This window comes from Cohnella sp. GbtcB17 (assembly GCF_019091135.1).
Classification (GTDB): domain Bacteria; phylum Bacillota; class Bacilli; order Paenibacillales; family Paenibacillaceae; genus Cohnella.
The window spans coordinates 1-244 of record NZ_JAGXJW010000395.1 but is presented as its reverse complement, the minus strand read 5'-3'; the positions used below and the strand labels follow the sequence as shown (position 1 = coordinate 244).

The 244-nt window shown below is 63.1% G+C and carries 1 pseudogene; it reads left to right on the top strand.

What is annotated here, in order from left to right:
• Positions 1–244 (top strand): annotated as a pseudogene (locus KVT38_RS34020) (FAD-binding protein); the annotation flags it as partial.

The window sequence follows — 244 nt, the reverse complement described above, 5'->3', positions numbered from 1 at the left end:
AGCGAGTACTTCGTACCACGCGCGAAGGGGTACGGCGCGCTGCACGCCATCGAGCGGCTGCGGACGCAGATCGCGACGTTATTGTATATTTGCGAGGTTCGCTCGATCGCCGCGGATGAGCGGTGGATGAGTCCATGCTACGGACGGGATTCGGTCGGCATCCATTTTACGTGGAAGCCCGATCAGGCGGCCGACTCCCGGGTGCTGCCCCTGATCGAGGAAGCGCTCGAGCCCTATCAGGTCC